The sequence below is a fragment of the Candidatus Pantoea bituminis genome, assembly GCF_018842675.1.
Taxonomy (GTDB): domain Bacteria; phylum Pseudomonadota; class Gammaproteobacteria; order Enterobacterales; family Enterobacteriaceae; genus Pantoea; species Pantoea phytostimulans.
The window spans coordinates 1,445,825-1,462,849 of the sequence record NZ_JAGTWO010000004.1 but is presented as its reverse complement, the minus strand read 5'-3'; the positions used below and the strand labels follow the sequence as shown (position 1 = coordinate 1,462,849).

Sequence of the window (17,025 nt, the reverse complement as noted above, 5' to 3'; positions counted from 1 at the left end):
TCATATTTGTCATATTTGCCCGCGGCCCCGCTCTTATACTCGCCCCATTAGCGCGGTAAGGGAGACGATGTATGCAGCGCGATTATCCATGGCAGGCCGGGGCCCGAGGCCGCCTGCTGCTGTTCAACTTGCTGGTGGTCTGCGTCACGCTCATGGTGAGCGCGGTCGCGATTCTCGGGTTTCGCCACGCCGGGGCGATTCAGGAGCAGGCGCAGGCGCAAACGCTGGCGGACATGAACGGCAGCCTGGCGCTGGCGCGTGATACCGCCAATGTCGCCACCGCGGCGGTACGGTTGTCACAGGTGGTGGGCGCGCTGGAATACCAAAGTGAATCGTTGCGCCTGCAGCAAAATCAGCAGGCGCTGCAACAGTCGCTCTCCTTACTGGCGAATGCCCCGATGGCGTCACGCCAGCCAGAGCGGGTAGCGCGTATTCGCGCGCGCAGCCTGATGCTGGAGCAAACCATTACTCAGCTATTGCGCACCGGGCATCAGCGCCATCTGCAACGTAACCTGATGCTCAGCGGCCTGTGGCAATCCCAACTGCTGCTCAGTCATATTAATCAGATCGCCTTAAAAAATGCGGCGCTTGCCCCGAATGCCGCGCTGCGTCAACAGACTGAGCGACTGCTTACCGTGGCGATTCGCACGCCTTCACCGGTCGCCGCCATCGATCAATTAGGTGAAGTGATGATGGCGTGGCGCAGCGCGCCTGCTCACGGCGTGCTGGCAGATCACGTGCAACGCTTATTAACGGCCCAGCAGCAACTGGTGCCGCTGGCGACGGATCTGGAGCAGAGTGATTTAGCCATTGCCTACGCGACCTATCGCATCAAAGCGCTGGTGGCGATGCTCAATGAAGACATCACCGCCTATGTGCAGCAAGTGGCGCAGCAGAGCGAAACGCGCACTTTGGCCACCCATCAGGAGCTTGATTCAATCATCGGGTTTATCGCGCTGTTTGTGCTGCTGGCGCTGGCGATTACCTGCTACGCCGGTTATTACATTTATCGCAATTTAGGTTCCAGCCTGACGGCGATTGCCGGGGCGATGACGCGATTAGCGCAAGGCGAACAGAATGTCAGCGTGCCCGGGCTGCAACGTCGCGATGAGCTGGGCGATTTGGCCCGCGCCTTTAACGTATTTGCGCGTAACACCGCGTCGCTGGCCCACACTTCACGCCTGTTGAAAGAGAAAAGTAATCAGCTTGAATCGACCTTTCTGGCGATGCGCGATGGCTTTGCGCTGTTTGATAACAGCGGGCGATTAGTGGTGTGGAATGCGCAATACGCCGAGCTGTTGGGCATTGCGCCGCGTGATCTGCATCGTGGGCTGCATTACCAACTGCTGTTACAGCGGCTGGAGATTCATCTGCACGGATTGGGTGAGCCGCAGGAGATCCGGCTGGCTGACGGCCGCACGCTGGAGTTGCGTTTCAGCCCGGTACCACGGCGCGGCATGGTGAATACCGTGCTGGAGCGCAGCGCGCGTAAAGCGTTGGAAGAAGCGCTGGTGCACAGTCAAAAAATGAAAGCGGTCGGTCAGCTGACCGGTGGCATTGCCCATGATTTTAACAATCTGCTGGCGGTGATCATCGGCAGCCTGGCGTTAACCCAAGGCCAACTGCCGCCGGGGCCACTTGCCAGCCGCATTGATCGTGCCCGTCAGGCCGCCGATCGGGCTGCGCTGCTGACCCAGCGCCTGTTGGCTTTTTCTCGTAAACAGGCGCTGCATCCCAATGCGGTGTCGGTGGTAACGCTGGTGGATAACCTGCAAGGCCTGTTGCAGCATTCGCTGTTGCCCGGACAACAGCTGGTGATTGATGCCCAGCGTCCTGGCTGGCCCGCGTGGATCGACGCCAGTCAGTTAGAGAATGCGTTGATGAATTTGGTGGTCAACGCGCGCGATGCGATGGCACAGCAAAGCGGTGAGATTCGCCTGCGTATCTGGAATCAGCGGCGTCTGGAACAGGGCGAGAAGCGCGACAGGGTGACAATTGAGGTGATTGATCACGGCAGCGGTATGTCATCGGAGGTGCGCGAACAGGTGTTTGAGCCGTTCTTCACCACCAAAGCTACCGGCAGTGGCAGCGGATTGGGTTTGTCGATGGTGTACGGTTTTGTTCGCCAATCGGGCGGACAAATTGAACTGGAAACTGCGCCGGGGCAAGGCACAACTGTTCGCCTGCTATTGCCACGCGCACCTGAAACCGCCGCCACCGCCGCCGTTGTCGCGCCACCGCAACCCGACGCGGCGGGCGATCGGCTGGTGTTAGTCGTAGATGATGAACCGGCGGTGCGGCAAACCTTATGCGAACATCTGCATCAGCTGGGCTATTTGACACTGGAGTGCGGCGATGGCGAAAGCGCGTTGAATCTGCTGCGCCAGACGCCGGATATCGATCTGCTGATCAGTGATTTGATGCTACCGGGTGAAATCAACGGGGCGGAGGTGATTCGCCAGGCGCAGCAGAACTGGCCGCAGTTGGCGACGCTGTTAATCAGCGGTCAGGATCTGCGCCACCAGCCCGTGACGCTACCGCTGTGTGAACGGTTGGCGAAACCCTGGCAGGAGGCGCAATTAGTGCAGGCGTTACAGCGCGCATGGCAGCGCAGCGAGCGGCTTAGTCGTGCGCAGCAGGCTGCCACAGCGGCACCGTTTTCCCAATAATGTAGCGTTTGCGTAGGCGGCTGGAGATCGCATCCATCACCATCACTATCACCACCAAAATCAGGGTAATAAACATCACTACGTCCCAATTCCACAGACGCATGTTTTCGGCGTAAACCAGCCCCACGCCGCCCGCGCCGACAAAACCCAACACCGCCGCCGATCGGGTATTGGATTCAATCTGATAGAGGCTCAGCGCCAGGAAACTGGGGAAGGATTGGGTAAAGATGCCGAAGCGATGTTTTTGCAAACTGTTTGCGCCCAATGCGCCCAGGCCACGACTTGGTGAGCGCTCTACCGCTTCGTGCCCTTCGGAATAAAGTTTGCCGAGCAGCCCCACATCTTGCATCACAATCGCCAACACGCCTGCCAGCGGCCCCATGCCTACCGCACGCACAAAGATCAGCCCCCAAATTGCCATATCCACGCCGCGCAGCAGGTCAAACATTCGACGAACCAACAGCGCAATCGGCCAGCTGATGCGCGTGTGCATCACGTTGCGTGCCGCCAGAAACGACAGCGGCAAGGCGATGATCGAGGCGGTAATCGTGCCAGCAAACACAATCGCCAGCGTAATCCCTATCTGGGACAGATAATAACCAAACGGCCAGTTAGCGAAATCCTGCCAGACAAACATGCGCAGAAAATAGCGGCCTAACTGTTGAACGCCGTTTTCCAGCCGGCTCCACTCAATGCCGAAAACAGAAAAAAAGAACAGGTAATAAAGCAGCACCGCCAGGGCAATCAGGCCAATGCGGCGCAGATAACGGTTTTGTAGGGCAAACAACGCGCTGTGTTGCTGCTTGAGTTTCGCGACATCGGGTGCAAGCGCAATCATGATTTACCCTCTACTACGCGGCGACGCAGGCGACCAGAAACGGTATCCAGCAGCGAAACCACGGCGATAATCAGCAGTAATGTGATGCTGACCTGATCGAAGCGGTCAAGTTTGATATTGGTCATCAGCTCTTGTCCGATGCCGCCTGCGCCAACTAAACCGAGAATGGTTGAGGAGCGGAAGTTGACCTCTAAACGCATAAAGCTGTAGGAGAGGAATACCGGTTTGACCTGCGGCCAGAAGGCGAAGCGTATGCGTTGCAACTTGCTGGCACCACAGGCTGCGAGGCCGCGCACCGGTTTATCGGAAGCGGATTCTATCGCTTCGTAAAACAGCTTGGTCAGGCTGCCGATGGCGTGCAGCGCCAGCGCCATAAAGCCCGGAATAGCGCCGATGCCAAAGGCCATGACAAACATCACCGCCCACGCCAGTTCTGGCATGGTGCGCAAAAAGGCTACCCCAGAACGGATAGCAAACCGTACGCTTACGGGCATTTGCGTGTTGTCGGCGGCAAAAAAGGCCAGCACCGTGGCAACGCAGACGGCAATTATTGTGGAAGCCAGCGCCAGTTGCAGCGTTTCCCAAATCAGCGGCAACTGGATATGCAGGCGATAACCCCAATACGCGAGCGAACCTTCCGTTTTTCCATCGGCGAACAGCAGCGGCAGATGCAGCACCGGAACGATTTCGCGGATGTAATCAAAAAGTTAGGCAGCGATTGCCAGACGTTAATCAGATTAAATTCCGCCACGTTGCCCGCAGCCAGATAGAGCGCCACCAGTAACAAAGACCAGAGCAGCGAGTCGCGTTTCTGTTGGCTGCGGATGCGTTGGTAATAACGTTCGAAGTCAGTCAAAAGCTTTTCTCGCATAAGTTGAAGTCTGTGCGCGCGGTCCCCATAAGTGCGGGGTCGTTTGTCCCCCACCTCGGTCCTCCCCCATGCATGGGGGAGGAAGATGCTGCAAAATGCCTACTCTGTACCCGCATGTGGCAGCGTCTCCTTCCTCCGCTTCGCGGGGGAAGGCTGGGATGGGGGACAGCGCGCAGATGAGTTGTTTGTCCCCCACCTGGCTCCCTATAAGTGCGAGGTCGTTTGTCCCCCACCTCGGTCCTCCCCATGCATGGGGGAGGAAGATGCTGCTACATGCGAGTATTGAAGCTGCATGGGGCAGCGTCTCCTTCCCCGCTTCGCGGGGAAGGCTGGGATGGGGGACAGCGCGCACCGATTCAGCGCGCTAAGGCGCTAAATTAACCGCGGCTGCCCTTCATCAGGTCACGCTTCATATCAATCACATTCTGATAATCCGCTAGCGTTGCTTCACCAATATGCTGCTCTCCGCCCACCGCTTTCACGAAACAGGCGTGATCTTCTTTATCCAGCTTTTTGATCGCCGCCACTACTTTGGCTTTGAACTCTGCCGGCAGCTTATTGCTGACCAGCACCGGGCCGTTAGGAATCAGCGGCGACTGCCAGATAATGCGGATTTTGTTCATTAAATCGGGCTGATCCATACGCATCATTCGGGTAAAGGCACCCGAGGTATAACCGGTGCTGCGATCGCCCACCAGCGACGTCCAGGTCACTGCACCGGCAAACTGATCGTTTAACACACCGAGAATGTCCTGCTCGTGGCCGCCAGAAAAGGTGACGCTGGAGAAGAAATTGTTGTATTTGTCATCGACGCTGCCGCCAAACTCTTTCTTAAATGCCTGGTTCGGCATCAGGAAGCCCGACGTCGAATCGGGATCCGCCATCCCAAAAGCTTTGCCTTTCAAATCTTCCAACTTTTTGTACGGGCTGTCGGCTTTCACCACCACCACCGAGTGATAACCGCGGGACTGATCTTTGTCATCCACCACAATGCCCACGACATCTACCGCTTTTGGATCTTGCAGATAAACTGAGGCAAACGACGCGGGCGACATGCTCAGTACCATATCAATCTTGCCGCCCAGCAGCCCCTGAATCACGCCCGAATAGTCTGACGCGTTACGCATCTGCGTATCCACGTTCAGCTCTTTATCAAAAAAGCTTTTTACACACTGATTATCGCCAATCTGCTGGGTGGCGTTTTGACCGCCTAAAATGCCCAGATTCAGCTGTTTCGGTGCATCCGCTGCGTTAACGCCAAAGGTCATCAAAGCGCCAGTCACTAAAGCTAATGAAGTCAGTTTCATTCGAAGTTTTTCTCTTGCCGTGGAAGTTAGTGGAGCTGATTAATTTCATCACCGTACAGCTGGTGCAGCAGGCCGTCGGTGAGTTGGGAAGGATGTCCGTCGAACAGCACCACGCCGCGCTGAATGCCAATCACACGGGTGCAATAACTTTTCACCAGTTCGATGGAGTGCAGGTTGACCATCACGCTGATGCCCTGCTCGCTGACCTGACGCAACACATCCATGATGCGCTTGGTGTTTTTCGGATCCAGAGAAGCCACCGGCTCATCAGCCAGCAAGATTTTTGGGTTCTGCATCAACGCTCGACAAATCGCCACGCGCTGCATCTGACCGCCCGACAAATTCTCGGCGCGTTGCAGCGCCTGCGGCAGCATGTTCATCCACTGTAAAAGTTCGATGGCGTGTGCGCGGTCAGCGTCAGAAAAGACTTTAAAGAACGATTTCAGGGTGGAGGTCTGGCTCAGGCGGCCCAGCAGCACGTTGGTCAGCACGTCGAGACGTGGCACCAGACAGAAATCTTGAAAAATCATGCCGCATTCGCTGCGCCATTCGCGCATCTGGCGGCTGTTTAGCGTCACTACATCGCGATCGGCCTGGCCGTGGCGCAGGCTGACAATCGCGCCGTCAGTGGCCTCAATGGTGCCGTTCAACATGTGCAGCAGCGTCGATTTTCCTGCGCCTGAACGCCCCACCACGGCGACCAGTTCGCCCGCATGTAGATCGAAACTGACGTTATCCAGCACCCGGTTTTCACCGTAGGCTTTGCATAACCCCTGCACCGATAACACTTTTTGCCCGGTCTGGCTGGCCAGTGGCAGATCGTTGTCCACCACCGTTTTCAGAAGCGCCTGTGCCATGATCTTCTCCGTAATTGCGGTCTGTAAGGTCTGCGCTTATTAAGGCGATACGGGATGAATGCTGAATGACAGTTAAGTGATCAAACTGTGACAGGCTGCTCGGCACCCAAACAGAGTGTCAAACCGTCGCGTGCCGGTTGAACATGTTCAGGTAACGAATGGTTGGCTAACCAGTTATCCATTTCATGACTGAGGTGCGTGAGCCACGCTTGACGTGGCTGAAGATCATCAATAATCGCCAGCGCAAGTTGGACATCGTTGTGATTGCGCGCGTCACTGCGCGGCGGATCGTTGCAGTCCAGCACCAGCTGGTCCAGCGGTTGCCCAATGAGGTAATCACGCGTTTCCGGCGGCAGGCCGCAGGTATCGCACAGCCACGCCAGCCGCATGCCGTGCCAGTCAAACAGATAGCCGTGTGTGAGCCGTGAATGCTGCAACGGCAGTGGCGTGACGAATAGATTGCCAAACTGATGCGGCACGAACGGCGTAAGTGAGGGGCGGAAATCCAGCAGGCCGGGGTGTTTAAACAGGTCATCGCTGCCCTTCTCATCGGGCGGGCCCCACACCGGAATCGGCGTGCCGACACCCCAGCGCAGCGCAAATAAACCCTGCACATGATCCATGTGATAGTGCGTCAGCAGAATGCGCGTCAGTTCTCCGGGCTGGAAACGTTCATGCAACAGCGGTAAACCGCCATCCAGCAAAATACGTTCGCTGCCCGCTTCAATCAGCGCACTGCAGGGTGCGCGTTTGCGTTTTTCATCGCGCCTGGCGCGGTGACAAGCTTGGCAGTCGCAGCCAAACAGCGGTGCGGCAGTCACACCACCAGTGCCGAGAAAGGTCAGTTTCATCGGTATGCCTCGAGTAATTGACGCAGCTGCTGCACCGTCTGGCTCAGCGCGCCATCGTTATTGAGCAGTAAGCATCCATCCGGTTGCGGCTGTGTGGCGCGATCCAGTCGCCGCACAATTTCCGCTTCACTCTCCCTGCCGCGCTGGCGTAAGCGTGCTGCCAGCACGGGCGGCGAGACTTCAAGACAGAGCGGCATCAGTTGTTCACCGTAACGTTGCATGACCTGCGCCAAATGCAGCCGCGAGCCGTTCACCAGTACGTTTTGACCGCGCGCCAGCCAAAGATCAATCTCGCTGCCGATGCCGTAATGAAAGCCATGCGCCTGCCAGCGAATCGCGAAAAAGCCCAGCGCGGCGCGGCGGGTAAACTCCTGTTCGGTGAGGGCAACGTGGTTTTCACCGCCAGCATCGGCGGCGCGAGTGATATAGCGATGGGCAATCATCAACCCTGCTGGCGGCGCTTCTCGCAAAGCATTCAGCAGGCTATCCTTACCCGATCCCGACGGCCCAATTAGCCAAATCAGCTTAGCCTTCTGCGGTGATGACATTGGCGCGGCCATCAATAAACCTGCCGCCCTTTGGCCCAGACGTGGCGGATATGCGGATGACCATGTTCGGTGTGCGCCAGCACTAAATCGGCGCGGCGGCCTTCAGCAATCACGCCACGATCATCCAGTCCGATCGCCCGGGCGGGATTACACGTCACCAGCGCAATCGCCTGCGGCAACTTCAGGCTATTGCGATCGTCAGCCGCCAGAAGAAACGCGGCGTCCAGCAGGCTGGCGGGATAGTAGTCTGACGAGAGAATATCCAGCATACCCTGTGAAGCCAGCTCCCAGGCGGCGACGTTGCCGGAGTGCGAGCCGCCGCGCACAATGTTCGGCGCACCCATCAATACCTGCATACCGCGATGGCGTGAAGCGCGCGCCGCTTCCAGCTGAGTCGGAAATTCAGCGATGGCGCTGCCAACGGCAAACGACTCTTCAACATGCGCCACGGTGGCATCATCATGACTGGCGAGCGTAATCTGTTGCTCACGGCACCGTGCAGCAATCGCCAGACGGTTGGGCTGTGACCAGGCTTCCGCCAGCGTTAACTGCTCGCGCTCAAATTCATCCATCTGCCGATCGTTGAGATGATATTTCCCTTGGAAATATTGCCGATACTTTTCCAGCGAAACGTATTGCCGCTGGCCGGGCGAATGATCCATCAATGACACCAGCGCCAGCTCCGGCGTGCTCATCAAGGCTTCAAACAGCGGCAGCGTGCTGGCATGCGGTAATTCACAGCGCAGATGCAGCAAGTGCTCCGCGCGATTCACCCCTTTGCGGTTGCTGTCGCGGATGGCATCAATCATTTTGCTAAGATTATCCAGCCGATGGCCACCATCACGGACATCGCCGACGCCAATCGCGTCCAGCACGGTGGTGATACCGCTGGCGATCATCAGCGCGTCGTGGCTGCTCATCGCGGAATGCGCTGGCCAGTCAACTTTCGGGCGCGGGGTAAAAAATTTATCGAGGTTGTCAGTATGCAGCTCAACTAAACCGGGCAGCAGAAACGCGCCTTCGCCATCCAGCGCGCCCGGCTGTTGGCTGCGGGTTTCGCTAAAGCTGGCGATAAAGCCATCACGCATCTCCAGCGATCCGGCGATCACCTCTTTTTCCAGTACCAGTTTGACGTTATTGATGATCATGCATCCGCTCCCGAGCTAACCGGCTGCATAACGTGCAGGCGATCCGCCACCCGCTCGCGCACCGCCTGATCGTGAAAGATACCGACAATCGCCGCACCGCGTGTGCGTGCCTGTTCAATCAAACTCACCACCGCCGCGCTGTTGGCGCTGTCGAGTGACGCGGTGGGTTCATCCAGCAGCAGCACCGGATAATCAGCGATAAAGCCGCGGGCAATATTGACGCGTTGCTGTTCGCCGCCAGAAAAGGTTGACGGTGCCAGCGCCCACAGACGTTCTGGCACGTTGAGGCGCGTCAGCAGCTCTTTGGCGCGCTGTTCGCAAAAGGCGCGCTCAACACCCCGTTCTAGCAGTGGCTGCATGACAATTTCCAGCGTTGGCACGCGCGGGATCACCCGCAAAAACTGGCTTACCCAGCCGATCGTATCGCGGCGAATCGCAATAATCTGGCGCGCCGGGGCCTGCGCCATATCCATCCATTCGCCCCTGTGTTGCAGCCAGATATGACCGCTGTTGGCCTGATAATTGCCATAAAGCGCGCGCAACAGCGTGGATTTTCCGCTGCCCGAATGACCATGCAGCACTACGCATTCCCCTGATTCACTTCAAGGCTGGCGTCCTGTAACACCGGCAGCGCCACGCTGTTTTGGTTGTGCAGCACAAACGTTTTGCACAGCTGCTCGACGCGAAGTTGTGTGTTCATGTTCATCACCTTAATTAAGCACCGAGGAGACCAGCAGTTGGGTATAAGGATGATGTGGATCGTCCAACACCCGATCGGTCAAGCCGCTTTCTACCACCCGGCCTTGTTTCATCACCAGCAGGCGATGCGCCAGCAACCGCGCCACGCCGAGATCGTGGGTGACAATGATCACCGCCAGATTGAGTTCACGCACCAGCGTGCGCAGCATATCCAGCAAGCGCGCCTGTACCGACACATCCAGCCCACCGGTAGGCTCATCCATAAACACCAGTTTCGGCTGCGTCACCAGGTTGCGGGCAATCTGCAAACGCTGCTGCATACCCCGGAGAAGGTGGTGGGTAAATCATCAATGCGGTTCGCTGCAATCTCGACTTCCTGCAACCAGTGGCTGGCTTCAGCGCGGATCTCACCATAATGACGATGCCCCACCGCCATTAATCGTTCACCGATATTGCCGCCTGCGGTGACCTGCGCACGTAATCCGTCCAGCGGATGCTGATGCACCACGCCCCATTCGGTACGCAGCAAGCGGCGGCGGTCGCTTTCGCTCATTTGATACAGGTCATGTTCACCGTATAAAATCGTGCCCTGTTGCGGCGTTAAGCGTGCTGAAAGGCTGCGCAACAACGTGGTTTTGCCCGAACCCGATTCCCCGACAATGCCCAGCACTTCACCGGGATAGAGATCAAAACTCACCGCTTCAAAACCTTTGCCCGGCGCGTAAAGGTGGGTGAGATTATTTACCGCAAGCAGCGGCTGTTCACTGTGCATGATGTTGTTCCTGCTGCTGATGGCAAAAATCGGTGTCCGAGCACACAAACATGCGTGTGCCCTGATCATCCATGACCACTTCATCAAGGTAGCTGTGACGCGAGCCGCACAGCGCGCAAGGCGCTTCCCACTGCTGCACGCTAAAGGGGTGATCGTCAAAATCCAGGCTTTCTACTTTGGTGTAGGGCGGCAACGCATAGATGCGTTTTTCGCGTCCGGCACCAAACAGTTGCAGCGCCGGCATCATATTCATTTTCGGGTTGTCGAATTTAGGAATGGGCGAAGGATCCATGACGTAGCGATTATTCACTTTCACCGGATAGGCATACGTGGTGGCGATATGGCCGTAACGCGCGATGTCTTCATAGAGTTTCACCTGCATGATGCCGTACTCTTCCAAAGCGTGCAGGGTGCGGGTTTCAGTCTCACGCGGTTCGATAAAGCGCAGCGGCTCCGGGATCGGCACCTGATAGATCAGGATCTGATCCTCCTCCAGCGGCGTTTCCGGGATACGGTGGCGCGTCTGAATCAGCGTTGCATCCACCGTGCGCTCTGTCACTGCCGCACCGCTGACGCGTTGGAAAAAGCGGCGTATCGACACCGCATTGGTGGTGTCATCTGCGCCCTGGTCAATCACCTTCAGCACATCCTGATCGCCAATGATGCTGGCGGTGACCTGAATACCCCCGTGCCCCAGCCATAAGGCATTGGCATTTCACGTCCGGCAAACGGCACCTGATAACCGGGGATCGCCACCGCTTTTAGAATGGCGCGGCGAAGGGTGCGCTTGGTTTGCTCATCCAGATAGCCGTTGTTGTAGCCGCTTAACTCAGCCATGGTTACGCTCCTGATGATCCTGACGCAGCTGCTTCAGCAGTTCCAGCTCCGCCTGGAAATCGACGTAGTGCGGCAGTTTTAAGTGGGAAACGAAGCCCGCTGCTTCAACGTTGTCGGCGTGCGACAGCACAAACTCTTCGTCTTGCGCCGGGCTGGTGATACGTTCGCCGTATTCGCGGGTTTGCAACGCGCGATCCACTAACGCCATCGCCATCGCTTTGCGTTCGGCGCGACCAAATACCAGGCCGTAGCCGCGGGTAAACTGCGGTGCCTGTTCGCCGTTATGGGTGAAACCATTGACCATTTCGCATTCGGTCAACAGCAGTTCGCCGATCTCTAGCTCAAAACCGAGCTCTTCCGGGCAGATGCTGACGCTGAGATAGCCGGTGCGAATTTCGCCGGCGAAAGGATGGGTGCGACCGTAACCGCGCTGCGTGGAGTAGCCCAACGCCAGCAGAAAACCTTCGTCGCCGCGCACCAGTTGTTGCAAACGGGCGGCACGCGAAGCGGGAAAATCGATCGGCTCGCGAGTAATATCGGTGGGTTCGCTGCCATCATCCTTTTCACTGGCCGCTAACCCTTCTTCACTCATCATGCTGAACATGTGCGGGCAACGCTGCGGCAGCGCCTGATCGTCTCGCGGTGCGGCGGGTGTTTCACCGTTTGCCAACAATGTGAAGTCGAGCAGTCGATGGCTGTAATCGTAGGTGGGGCCTAATACCTGGCCACCAGGCAAATCTTTGTAGACCGCTGAAATCCGCCGCTCGATGCGCATGTGCCGGGTTGCCAGCGGCGTGCTTTCCGCCAGACGTGGCAAGGTGGTGCGATAGGCGCGCAGCAGGAAAATCGCCTCGACTAAGTCGCCGCTGGCTTGTTTGATCGCCAGCGCTGCCAGCTCAGGATCGTAAATACCGCCTTCGGTCATCACCCGATCCACCGCTAAACCCAATTGTTGGGCGACCTGATCACAGCCTAGCTCGGCGACGTCTCGGCTACCGCGACGCAAATCAGCCTGTAACTGATGGGCATTGGCAATCGCCTTTTCGCCCCCTTTCACCGCAACATACATCAGCAGACCTCCACGTCGGTAGAGCGCGGCAGCGCCATCATCGCTTCGCCACAGGTGAAGATCAGATCAACACCCTGTGGAAACGGATGTGGTCGGGTGCGCAGATATTCCAGCACGCTCTCCGGCAACTGAGGCGCAATGGCGCGTGTTTCACGCAGGCCCGGCCCCGACAAGCGCAGCGTCAGTCCGCCATTCAGTGAAGGCACTTCAATGATTAGCGTGGTGCTTTTCTCCGGCGACAGGTTATCGCCTGCCGCAAAATCGGCGGGATTGGGTTGCGAAGTGGCGTGGCTTAAGGCAAACGACGCACCACAGCTGTCGCTAATCGGTACGCCGGTATGAAAACGCAGGTTGCTGCGAAGCTGTTCATTATCTATTTTCGCATCGATCCACAGCGGGCTTTCCTGATCCACCAATGTCAGTAACACCGCAGTGGCAGCGGGCGATAACGCACCCCAACCCTGTTGCAGCGGCAGCGACACCATCACGCCTGGCTCGCTCATCGCTTTGAGGATGCGGCGAAAGGCGCGCTGCGAATCGGCCACCGGATGGTTAAAACTTGCCAGTAAAGTCATTCATTATCTCCGCGTACCAGCGTAAAGAAGTCCACTTTGCTGCTGGCTATTTCGCGTGCGCGCAGCTGTCGCTGCTCATCACGTAAGGCCGCCAGCGGCGTAATCACTTTTTCCTGTAACAGCACGCGAAATTCCGGCTGCTGCATCAATGCATCGATCAGGGCACAGCGCTCAGCCTGGGCTTTATCTCGCCCCAACAGATAGCTGTAACCCAAGGTGCCATCTTCCAACTGCACCACGGCGCGCGTGACGGTAGCATCGCCCATCACGAAGCGTTTGCCGCTGGCACCCATTCGCGCTTGCAAGCGCGTCAGGCCAATTTCTGCCGGACGGATCAGGGTGAAAGCAGGATGAAGATTGAGTGCCTGCCAGTGCGCCTTGAGATTGGCTGCACTGCTGTGTGCCAGCACCGAAAGCCAGTGCTGGCGGGCGGTTTGCTGTTCCATTAATGCTCCAGAGTGAGTTCAATCATGTCGCCGCGCGTTACGCTGACGGAGTATTCCGCCATGGCGCCATCGGTGGTTTTATTCAAGGTGCGCACGCACAGCAGAGGCGATTGCAGTGCAATCTCCAGCTGTTTGCACTCTTTGGCCTGCGCGCGGCGGGTGCTGATTCGCGTCTGCGTGCGGACCAGATGTTTACCGGTGTGTTGAGCAAGATAATCGTGCAGCGATCCGCTGTTGAAACGCTGAAGTAGCGTCCACCAACTGAGATCGGGCAGGAAATGATTGATCACGCAGACCGGCACGCCATTAACCCGGCGCAGCGTCCGCAAATGGATGACGTTATCGCCTTCGGCAACAGCCAACGCGCTGGCGACCTCGTTGCTGGCGGGACGCAATACCGCTAACAGCCGCTCGCTGGTGGGATGGCTACCCTGCTCCAACAGGTTTTGACTGAAGCGCGCCTGGGCATGCAGCGGATAGTTATAGGGTCGCATTAGCACCAAAATGCCCACGCCGTGACGACGCTGCAGCAACCCTTTGTGCACGAGTTCATCCACCGCACGGCGCAGCGTATGGCGATTCACTGCGTAGTGATCGGCCAGTTGCTGCTCAGAAGGCAGATAATCACCACAGCGGTAACGTTGCTGCAGCGCCTGTTCCAGTTGGGCGGCAACAGCCTGATACACAGTGGTCGGATGTCTGGATAACTCCATCACGATCAAATCCTCACGCGTTAATGAGAAATAAAGGCAGCTGAAAAGGGCGCTGCGTGATGGCATTACCATGAAGTTTTTAGATGACAGAACGGTGACTGATGAATGACGCCACGATGAATTTGCTTTAAGACAGCATGATCACAGCTCAACGGACCCGCTTCTGATAAAAATCACTTAACTGTTAAGTTTGCGAGGCGTTACGCAAATTTTGGTGGCAATTCAACAACAAGCTGCTGGGTACGTTAACGTGCAGGTTAGCAGGATTCTGCTAGTTTTTAACCTGAACCCTCTCTGTTATGCGAACTCTTAAAATGATTAACAGCATCAAACTTTCTGGTGATTTTCGCCGCACTTTCGTTCGACAGGTATTACTGCCGCTGATTGCCATTCTGCTTCTTACCTTCATTGGCGCAGGCATGGCGCTGTTTCTTGGCACCTCCTTAACCAATAGTGAAGCAAAACAGCAGCAGCAGCGCATGATAGAAGCCTCTTTTTCGCAGAGCCTGAATGAGCATTTGCGGCAGTTGCGCAGCCTGTCACGCTGGTCGCCGTTTGAACAGCACCTGGCGCAGGCGCAGACTGACCCGCGCTGGCTGGATGAAAACGTCGGCAGCTGGCTCTATGAAATGTTTGATCATCAGGTGGTGATGGTGCTGGATGCGCAAAACCGTGTTTCTCGGATCTGGCGTGACGGACAGGCAGTGACGATCGAGAGCGAAGATCGTTTAGTGCAAGATGTGTTGCAAAGCCCACTGATCCACAATTCTCAGCATCAGGATGGGGTTGATTATGCACAGATTGGCGGGCGGGCCGCCGCTTTGGCCGTCGGAGATATCAAGCGTGACAGTCAGCCTGGCGCGAACTTTCGCCTGATCAGCCTGAAATTTTTAGATGATGGTTACCTGGCAGGACTGGCGGAACGCAATCAGTTAGCGGGCCTGCATTTCTCTGACGGTACGCCGAAACCCGGCACCCTGGCGCGCTATTTGATCGTTTCACAAGCCGGTGAAGCGGTCGGCTATATCAATTGGATCCCTGCCCGCCCCGGCGCGCAAATGCTGCGGGCGGTTGGCCCCACCACCGGCATTGCGGTGTTGGTTATTACCCTGCTCTGTATTTACATGGTGCGCAGATTGTGGATCTCATCGCTTAACCTGTCGCAATCGATGCTGAAGCTGGGAGCCAGCGAGGCGCAGGCACAGCATTTAGCGTTTCATGACGTATTAACTGGCCTACCGAATCGTGCACTGGTGGAAGATCGTCTGACCCAGGCGTTGGCGCTTGCAGCGCGGCAGGAGCAGCGCGTTGCTCTGCTGTTGATTGATCTTGATCGCTTTAAAACCATCAACGATACCCATGGTCATCACGCCGGAGATGAACTGATCATCGCAGTGGCGCATCGTCTGAATGCATTAGTCCGCGCCAGCGATACCGTGGGGCGCATCGGCGGCGATGAGTTTATTGTGGTGATGCCGGATGTCGATAACATCGGGCAAGTTCAGGCACTGGCGCAGCGCATCATTGATGAATTAAGCCAACCTTTTACCCTCTTTGGCAGCGAAATCTGGAGCGGTGCCAGTATTGGACTGACGCTGGCACCCAAAGATGGTTTAGATCGGCTAGAACTCATGCGCAAAGCGGATATCGCGTTGTATGAAGCCAAAAGCAGCGGACGCGGCAAGTATCGTCAGTTTGAGCGTGCCATGGATGAGTCGGTGCAAACCCGGCAAACCATCGCGGCAGATTTGCGTGCCGCCCTGCAAAACTACCAAGGGCTGGAAGTGTGGTATCAGCCGTTAATGGACATTAGCGGTCAGCAGGTAGTGACCATCGAAGCGTTACTTCGCTGGAAACATGCTGAACGGGGCGAGATCTCCCCGGCGAATTTATTGCGATTGCTGAAGAGACGGGATTGATTATTCCGCTCGGCGAATGGGTATTACGCGAGGCGTGTAAAACCCAGCAGCGGTTTAACGGTTTAATTGTGGCGGTAAACGTTTCACCGGTTCAGTTCCGTACCACCGGTTTTGTACAGCGGATCATGGATGTTGTGCAGCAAGCAGGTGGTGATCCTCAGTTTATTGAGCTGGAAATCACTGAAGGGGTGTTGATTGAGGATGAGCACGAGGCGCGGGCGATTATCGTGGCTTTGCGTGAAGCCGGTTTCCGTATTGCCCTAGACGATTTTGGCACCGGCTACTCCAGCCTGAATTACCTCAGCACTTTTCCGGTCGATAAAATCAAAATTGACCGCTCGTTTACGCAATCGCTGGGCGTGGCGGAGAATTCTGTGGCGATTATCGAGTCGGTGGTGAAACTGGGGCATGCCATGGGATTAACGGTAACGGCTGAAGGCGTTGAGACGCAGGGGCAAATGTCTGCACTGGCCGATGCCGGATGTAATCAACTTCAGGGCTACCTGTTCAGTAAGGCGGTGCCGGTAGAGGAAATTGTGAGCATGGTACGTCCGGGTTGATGTTTATGCTTTTATTTCAGCGAGCTGATGGTTGGCAACGGTTGTCTGCGCTGCCTTTATCCTCTGCGCGCTGTCCCCCATCCCAACCTTCCCCGCACGCGGAGGAAGGGGCAGATAAGCAGACGCTGGTGGGATGGGAGCGCATTACGCTGAATGCAACCCATCCCACCTTCCCCGCACGCGGAGGAAGGGGCAGATAAGCAGATGCTGGTGAGATGGGAGCGCTGAATGCAACCCATCCCAACCTTCCCCGCACGTGGAGGAAGGGGCAGATAAGCAAACGCTGGTGGGATGGGAGCGCTGAATGCAACCCATCCCAACCTTCCCCTGCACGCGGAGGAAGGGG

The 17,025-nt window shown here is 56.9% G+C and carries 11 protein-coding genes and 5 pseudogenes; 2 read left to right on the top strand and 14 right to left on the bottom strand.

Annotated elements, in window-relative coordinates:
• Positions 1–71 precede the first annotated feature (71 nt).
• On the top strand, positions 72–2,669 hold the full coding sequence (locus tag KQP84_RS10580) for an ATP-binding protein (RefSeq protein ID WP_215846486.1): 2,598 nt from the start codon (positions 72–74) through the stop codon (positions 2,667–2,669).
• On the opposite strand, the gene phnE (KQP84_RS10575) is transcribed toward KQP84_RS10580, so the two are convergent.
• From phnE (KQP84_RS10575) to phnF, 14 genes and pseudogenes are all read right to left on the bottom strand, one after another.
• Entirely contained in the window at positions 2,623–3,507 is an 885-nt protein-coding gene (gene phnE, locus KQP84_RS10575; protein WP_215846484.1) for a phosphonate ABC transporter, permease protein PhnE, read from the bottom strand. The genes KQP84_RS10580 and phnE (KQP84_RS10575) overlap by 47 nt on opposite strands.
• Positions 3,504–4,363: pseudogene (phnE, locus tag KQP84_RS10570) on the bottom strand (phosphonate ABC transporter, permease protein PhnE). The gene phnE (KQP84_RS10575) and the pseudogene phnE (KQP84_RS10570) overlap by 4 nt, the downstream one beginning before the upstream one ends.
• A 392-nt stretch (positions 4,364–4,755) precedes the next feature.
• Entirely contained in the window at positions 4,756–5,685 is a 930-nt protein-coding gene (phnD, locus tag KQP84_RS10565) for a phosphonate ABC transporter substrate-binding protein (RefSeq protein WP_215846483.1), read from the bottom strand.
• 26 nt (positions 5,686–5,711) lie between these two features.
• Positions 5,712–6,542 carry a phosphonate ABC transporter ATP-binding protein gene (gene phnC, locus KQP84_RS10560; RefSeq protein ID WP_215846481.1) on the bottom strand — a complete coding sequence of 277 codons (831 nt, stop codon included), beginning with the start codon at positions 6,540–6,542 and terminating at the stop codon, positions 5,712–5,714.
• An 80-nt stretch (positions 6,543–6,622) separates the two neighbouring features.
• Positions 6,623–7,393 (bottom strand): phosphonate metabolism protein PhnP, encoded by a 771-nt coding sequence (gene phnP / locus KQP84_RS10555; protein ID WP_215846479.1) that lies wholly within the window; start codon positions 7,391–7,393, stop codon positions 6,623–6,625.
• Complete coding sequence (gene phnN, locus KQP84_RS10550; protein ID WP_215846477.1) at positions 7,390–7,941, bottom strand: ribose 1,5-bisphosphokinase; 552 nt, start codon at positions 7,939–7,941, stop codon at positions 7,390–7,392. The genes phnP and phnN overlap by 4 nt, the downstream gene beginning before the upstream one ends.
• A gap of 11 nt (positions 7,942–7,952) precedes the next feature.
• Positions 7,953–9,089, bottom strand: coding sequence for an alpha-D-ribose 1-methylphosphonate 5-triphosphate diphosphatase (gene phnM / locus KQP84_RS10545; protein WP_215846476.1), 1,137 nt, complete (start codon positions 9,087–9,089; stop codon positions 7,953–7,955).
• Positions 9,086–9,789 (bottom strand): annotated as a pseudogene (gene phnL, locus KQP84_RS10540) (phosphonate C-P lyase system protein PhnL). Before phnL ends, phnM begins: the two are co-directional and overlap by 4 nt.
• A 10-nt stretch (positions 9,790–9,799) precedes the next feature.
• Positions 9,800–10,560, bottom strand: a pseudogene (gene phnK / locus KQP84_RS10535) (phosphonate C-P lyase system protein PhnK).
• A pseudogene (locus tag KQP84_RS10530) lies at positions 10,550–11,397 on the bottom strand (alpha-D-ribose 1-methylphosphonate 5-phosphate C-P-lyase PhnJ). Before KQP84_RS10530 ends, phnK begins: the two co-directional pseudogenes overlap by 11 nt.
• Positions 11,390–12,466, bottom strand: coding sequence for a carbon-phosphorus lyase complex subunit (locus KQP84_RS10525; protein ID WP_215846475.1), 1,077 nt, complete (start codon positions 12,464–12,466; stop codon positions 11,390–11,392). Before KQP84_RS10525 ends, KQP84_RS10530 begins: the two are co-directional and overlap by 8 nt.
• Complete coding sequence (gene phnH / locus KQP84_RS10520; protein ID WP_215846474.1) at positions 12,466–13,041, bottom strand: phosphonate C-P lyase system protein PhnH; 576 nt, start codon at positions 13,039–13,041, stop codon at positions 12,466–12,468. The genes KQP84_RS10525 and phnH overlap by 1 nt, the downstream gene beginning before the upstream one ends.
• Complete coding sequence (phnG, locus tag KQP84_RS10515) at positions 13,038–13,487, bottom strand: phosphonate C-P lyase system protein PhnG (RefSeq protein WP_215846473.1); 450 nt, start codon at positions 13,485–13,487, stop codon at positions 13,038–13,040. The genes phnH and phnG overlap by 4 nt, the downstream gene beginning before the upstream one ends.
• Positions 13,487–14,200 carry a phosphonate metabolism transcriptional regulator PhnF gene (phnF, locus tag KQP84_RS10510; RefSeq protein WP_215848253.1) on the bottom strand — a complete coding sequence of 238 codons (714 nt, stop codon included), beginning with the start codon at positions 14,198–14,200 and terminating at the stop codon, positions 13,487–13,489. The genes phnG and phnF overlap by 1 nt, the downstream gene beginning before the upstream one ends.
• Positions 14,201–14,499: 299 nt before the next feature.
• Between phnF and KQP84_RS10505 the strand changes: the two are divergent.
• Positions 14,500–16,679, top strand: a pseudogene (locus KQP84_RS10505) (putative bifunctional diguanylate cyclase/phosphodiesterase).
• Positions 16,680–17,025: the final 346 nt, after the last annotated feature.